Annotated in this window: 1 pseudogene; it reads right to left on the bottom strand. The window is 71.7% G+C overall.

The annotated features are described in order from the left end of the window. Positions 1 to 658: pseudogene (locus tag NEI07_RS00950) on the bottom strand (hypothetical protein); the annotation flags it as partial.

Below are 658 nucleotides of genomic sequence, written 5' to 3'. Positions count from 1 at the left end.
GGGTCACGACCGTCGTGCCGCTCGAGCCTGACGGCGGGACGATCGCCCGGCGCGAGGAGCCTCCGGCGGCGCGGGCGGCCGCTGCGCGCTTGGCAGGTGTGGAGACGCTTGGCGAAGGAGCGGCGGGCTTTTCGGCGATCTGCTCAGCCGGAGGCGGCGCGCTTGGCGCATGATCCGTCGAGACCGCCGTCGGCGTCGCGGGAGGGCTTTCAGGGCCTTGCTGCGACTGCGTCGCTTGCGCTTGTGGCGGCGCGCTAACGGGCTCAGCTTTCGGCTCCCCAGACGCCGAATCCGACGCCGACTTGTCAGCGGGCGTTTCCTTGGCGGCCTGCGCCGAAGGAGCCGCGCCAGAGTCCGGAGCCTTTTCTGCAGCGGTCGGCGCCGGCTTAGCTGAGCTTTCGGCTGTTGGCTGCGGCTCCTGGGTGGCTTGCGCCGGCGTCCTGGCGTTGGCTTCGTTCGACTTGGGCTCTGGCGGAGCCGAAGTGGCCGGCTTGTCGCCGGACTTATCGGCTGTCGCCGCCGGAGGCGCAGTTGTTAAATCGGCGCCCTTCTGCTCCGCGGCCGGCGCGGGCGGCGTCTCAGCGCCTTGCGCGGGCGCCGTCTTGGCGCTCTGAGCCTTCGGCTTGGGTTCCTGCGACTGGGCGGCGGCTGGCGCAGT

Origin of the sequence: Methylocystis suflitae (genome assembly GCF_024448135.1) — a bacterium.
GTDB classification, from domain to species: Bacteria; Pseudomonadota; Alphaproteobacteria; order Rhizobiales; family Beijerinckiaceae; genus Methylocystis; species Methylocystis suflitae.
The sequence above is the reverse complement of the archived record's forward strand: the minus strand, read 5'-3'. Positions and strand labels throughout refer to the sequence as shown.